At 57.1% G+C, this 4908-nt stretch carries 5 protein-coding genes and 1 pseudogene; 4 read left to right on the top strand and 2 right to left on the bottom strand.

The window, feature by feature from the left end; genetic code table 11:
• The 4 genes from UW3_RS29960 to UW3_RS0124295 all read left to right on the top strand — a co-directional run.
• A partial coding sequence (locus tag UW3_RS29960) for a LysR substrate-binding domain-containing protein (RefSeq protein WP_010226458.1) occupies positions 1 to 575 on the top strand: 575 nt, incomplete at its 5' end.
• 133 nt (positions 576 to 708) lie between these two features.
• Positions 709 to 930, top strand: a complete 222-nt coding sequence (locus tag UW3_RS0124310; protein ID WP_010226457.1) for a hypothetical protein — start codon at positions 709 to 711, stop codon at positions 928 to 930.
• 739 nt (positions 931 to 1669) lie between these two features.
• Positions 1670 to 2599, top strand: coding sequence for an AraC family transcriptional regulator (locus tag UW3_RS0124300; protein ID WP_010226455.1), 930 nt, complete (start codon positions 1670 to 1672; stop codon positions 2597 to 2599).
• 331 nt (positions 2600 to 2930) lie between these two features.
• Positions 2931 to 3650 (top strand): fimbrial protein, encoded by a 720-nt coding sequence (locus tag UW3_RS0124295; protein WP_148276816.1) that lies wholly within the window; start codon positions 2931 to 2933, stop codon positions 3648 to 3650.
• A 296-nt stretch (positions 3651 to 3946) separates the two neighbouring features.
• On the opposite strand, the gene UW3_RS0124285 is transcribed toward UW3_RS0124295, so the two are convergent.
• Positions 3947 to 4450, bottom strand: a complete 504-nt coding sequence (locus UW3_RS0124285) for a DUF2514 family protein (protein ID WP_010226449.1) — start codon at positions 4448 to 4450, stop codon at positions 3947 to 3949.
• 102 nt (positions 4451 to 4552) lie between these two features.
• Positions 4553 to 4867 (bottom strand): annotated as a pseudogene (locus UW3_RS27645) (tail assembly protein); the annotation flags it as partial.
• Positions 4868 to 4908 lie beyond the last annotated feature (41 nt).

Raw genomic sequence — 4908 nt, 5'->3', positions numbered from 1 at the left:
GCGCCCCCCCCCCGCCGTTACTGGCTCGGTTCGCCAGGCAATTTCCCGCAGTACGTCTGGATGTAACCGTTGGCACCTACCTCGATCTGCGCGCGCTGGTTGATAGCGATGGGCTCGATCTGGCCGTGGTCATGGCATTGCCGGACAGTCAGGCCGGCGGTACCGTGCTGCGCGAAACCCGGTTTGTCTGGGCTGCGGCGCACAGTTTCGACTTTGCCGGCGATACCCCATTGCCGCTGGCGTTTGCCCCAGCACCCTGCGTGCACCGCCAGGTGGCCGTAGAGGCACTGGAGCGTTCCTCCGTCGAGTGGCGGGTCGCCTTTACCTCTCCTAGCCAGCAAGGGCTGCGGGCGGCGGTATTGGCGGGGCTTGCCGTCACCGCGCTACCGCTGGGCGATCTAGAGCCCGGTATGGTGGTGATTGACGGGCAACATGGCTTGCCAGCGCTGGTGGATGCTGATTTCAGACTGATATGGAGCGCCACGGGAAAGACGCCTGCGGCCAACGCATTTGGGCAACTGCTGGTGGAGATGTCTGAGTCGCCATCAATGCCGATTCCAACACTCAGCCCCTGAAGGCAAAGCGGTCCTGCAGCCATGAACAGCGCGAATTCGCCGGATTGGATGCTTGTCCTGGCCCGCGCATCAGCCCGCTTCGGCGGGCTTTTTGTTGCCTGCTATCCTGTCGTGACCTTTGGAGGATCAGCCCATGGTCACCGACAAACTCACTCTTGCCCTACTCTCCCGGCTGGCTGATGCGCAGCTTGCCTTGGCCACCTCCATGAAAGGGGTTACCCCGTCAAGCCAGGGCTATCCTGAAAAGCCCCTTCAAAGCATCGCCGAAGCCTTGGCGGTCATTGAGGCCGCCTTGGTGGAGATTGGGTTATTCAGCGATGGCGGCGATTCAAATGAGCACACCAAGCTACACTGAACTGGCCGAGAGCTCTCCCCTTTTACTGCGCTCGGCATCAGCCCGCTTCGGCGGGCTGTTCATGCGCAGCAGAACACTACCTCATTCCACGCCACTGTTCCCCTACGCGTGAGGAATACACCGCGCTCGCGTTTCAGCATAAGCGCTCACACCTTCCCTGTTTGCAACGGCTAGCGTTGTTGGTCAATCCCGATATCATGCAGGGTGTAGAACACGGATGTAGATACCGCTATGCCAAGATTGTCATTCGCCGTCAGAGTTTTGTTTGCCTGCTGTCTTCTCATCGCAACCGCTAATCATATTCGTGCAGACGTTGCACATGGATTGCTCTGGGACTATGGATACGGGCCTAGCGCTTACTTGGCTAGTCGGGTGTTCTGGGGGGCGCTTACGTTTCTGGACCCACTTGCAGCACTGCTGCTTTTCATCAAGCCAAGAGCCGGAATCGTGCTGACGGCAGCGATTATTTTGCTCGACATAACCCACAACAGTTTTTACGTAGCATTGAAGCAACAGTGGCTGGAGCCGTTCTACCTGTCTCAGGTGGCATTCCTTATCGCCGTATTGCTACTCTCACCTATCGCTTGGAATGGCCCTATTCGGGACCTGGCACTCACCCATCGTAAGCGCCTGTGCTCGAAATATTGAGCCTCTGCTTTTTGATATCTGAGAGTATTGTGTCTGCACCATGACGACCGAACCTACCGCTCACGCATCACGTGCTGAGTACACGCGGCGCATGAACCGTGTACTCAACTACATCGATGCTCACCTGGAGCATCCGTTGGAGGGCGCGGAATTAGCCGACGTCGCCAACTTCTCGCGCTTTCATTTTCATCGGATCTTCGCCGCCTGGATGGGCGAGACACTGGGCAGCTACGTCCGGCGAAGACGGCTCGAGAAAGCGGCACTCCGTCTGTCCTGCGGCAGCCATGAAACAGTACTTGAAACCGCCCTGGCCACCGGCTTCAACTCGGGTGAAGCATTCGCGCGGGCCTTCAAACTCAAGTTTGGATGCACGCCATCAGACTGGCGTGCCAATACGCCACAGCGACTGGCAGCGCTGGCGGCCGCCATCGGCCAGCGCCCTGGCAAGCAGGAGAGCAATCCTGATCAGGTCTTCGGCAATACCGATCAGGCACGCGAAACCGCGTTCGGTGACTCTGACGTCTCTTATCTATCGACGAAGGAGACCACCATGCATGTACGCATCATCGACTTACCCAAAACGCGAGTCGCCTACCAACGTTTGATCGGCCCGTACGGCCCTGCGATCGGCGAATTCTGGCGCAGTACAATGGCGCCATGGATGCACTCGAATGGCTTCAGCGAGGAAGCTTGCTACGGCATAGGTTATGACGATCCATCTATCACGCCAGCCAACAAGTGCCGCTATGACGCTTGCGTTGAAGTGCCAGCAGATTTTGTTGCCAGCGGTCAGGCAGACACTCAAACCCTACCGGGCGGCCGCTATGCGGTGTCGAGCTTCAAGGGGCGAGTAGAGAACATAGCTGACGCCTGGACGCGGCTGATGCGCGAATGGATGCCGTCCAACGGCCTGCAATGCGACGACCGGCCATGCTTTGAGATGTTTTATGCAGCGACGGCATTTAACCCTGAAACGGGTGAGTTCAGCTGCGATATCTGCATTCCTGTGAAAGCCCTGTAGTAGGACTTCCTTGCGGTTGGCGGAAATGTTCGGCCTATTCGACCCACAAAGAATAACCCCGCAGACGTTAATCTGCGGGGTTTTCATTAATGGAGGCCGAGGGCGGAGTCGAACCGGCGTAGACGGCGCAGCTGGGTGGTTGCTCGCCAATCTGGGGAGACATGCCGTCCAAGGCCTAGAGCCTGTGGCGACAATGAGAATCGTCTGATTCCGAATGGGGGGAGCAGAAGGTAACTTCAAATATTCCCTTCAGCCAGCATGAATCAGCAATGAACGATGAAGATAAAAATTGGAATTAACGCCAAGCAAGCAAGCGTCTAATGGATCAAAAGTGAACTTTCGTTATAGTCCCACAGACGCGCATGGTATTAAGAGTATATACGGCACGCCCCCTAAAAATAGCGTTATGCCGTTTGGTAATAGCGGCCTTGGTTATGTACTGGAGTCAATGGGCGGCCAGGATGAATTCCACCCTGCATACGGCAGGCCTGGCGAGGCATTCACAGTGGACCCTCCATATCGTCTAAGGATTTTCAAAATCGCCCCACTGAACAAATTAATAACTATTCCTGCCGGCGATTTTGCTTACTACCAAGCGTGGACATTGAAAATTTATACGGCAAATTTCGCAAACGACCTCGTGGTTCAGATGGGCAGTTGTGAACTTTCCACAACAGACGTCCCCATGGGTGAATACCAAGTTTCAGAGCGCTCTAACATTGGATATGTCAGCAAGCCAGTAGACTTTAACATTGGTCTGAAAAACTGTACCGGTACGATAAACAAAGTCACCTATGCAATGACTCCAGGACCTGGATGGCTGGATCAGGCCAATGGCATCATGAAATTAGACCCCGGCAGTGTAACTGGCCTAGGAATCCAGATTAGCAGAGATGGACAGCCGGTACGATTCGCGGTCGACAATGGCCTGCCGCCGCCTTCAGGGAGCAGCGCTACATATAGCTTCACCGCAGCCTATTACCAGACCGCGAAAAAAGTGGGTATCGGCAATGCAAGCTCCTCACTCACTATCCTGATTTCCTACCTTTGAATAACTACTACAAGACCATCTGTGTGAGAATCCGGCTACATATAAGGCTTCCGCTACAGCATTTGGCCAAAACATGAGACGAGCCTAGTTGAGGGAACGAGTGGGGCCACCCAGCGACCTCAGTGACAGCTTGGTAGAGCGACTCGGCCTCCTGCCGCAGGCGTTCGACCTCCTCTGATGGCTGGCCGACGTCCTGGGCTGCTTGGTAGCGCCGCTGTGCATCGATAGCCTGCTGAATCAGCGGCTCGCCAGCCTCAATCACTCCCGCCAGGGTTTTCTTCACGCTGCTGCTCCAGCTATTTAATTAGTGCAGTATAGGTCGCCTCGCACGCGAACCCTGCTATTCGGGCTCGGTCATACGCTTTCGCCAGCTCTCCCGCTCGAGCATCAGCCCGTGTGAGCAGGTCGGAGAGCACCATGGCGGCGCGGGTGGCTGCCTGGCCTCGGGCGGCAGCGGCGGAATCTGCGGTGCACTTGCCCGCGGCGGCGGCATAGCGGGCAGCATCGTCGTGCAGCCGTTGGCCAGCATCATCGGCACCATCAGCGCCAGCAGCTGCAATGTGTTCTTGTTTCCGGGCATTTGCTCTCGCCTCCTCCTGTGCCGCTGCGCGGCGTTGCTCTTCACTGCGGGCCCTGGACTCTTCCTGCGCCCAGGCCTGCTTGTCACCGGCGTCACGGACGGCCCATCGCGCCTTCCATTCGGCATCCATGGTCGAGCGGCCGTGCTCGTAGGTGCCCCAGAACGCCCAGAGCACCAGCGCCAGCGATGCCGCTGCACCTATCGTGCGCCAGCTGATCACGCCATCACCTTCAGCGCGCGGTCATACAAGGCCTTTCGCTCAGTGGCGCCGTGCGGCAGCCGGCCAGGCTTGCCGGTATTCGGCAATGGTCATCGTGTCGGCGATTGTTTGGAGAATGCCGCCGCGCTTACTACCCCCAACAACTGGAACAATCCGGATCTCTCTGGTGCCAGCCAGGTCAAAGCCCTTGGTCCCGGTGTTTTTCCCATTCCGAAAAATCGCAAACCTCATCCCCAAACCGTCGGGCCTTCGAATCTCCTCTTCGAACCCTTCAAGCGTAATCTTCAAGGCTTTGAAGACCTCCCAGGATCGACCAGAGTCAAGCAAGCGGCGGTGCAGGCGGCCAAATTTTCTCGCCAACGAGCCGGACAGCTTGATAGTGGTCATGGATTCATAGTGCGCTGCAGTCGCCGCCATACTTTTCTCCGGGCAATAAAAAGCCGCCCGAAGGCGGCTAT

The organism is Pseudomonas donghuensis, from assembly GCF_000259195.1.
Classification (GTDB): Bacteria; Pseudomonadota; Gammaproteobacteria; order Pseudomonadales; family Pseudomonadaceae; genus Aquipseudomonas; species Aquipseudomonas donghuensis.
Note: the sequence above shows the minus strand (reverse complement) of the source record. Positions and strands in the feature narration are given on the sequence as shown.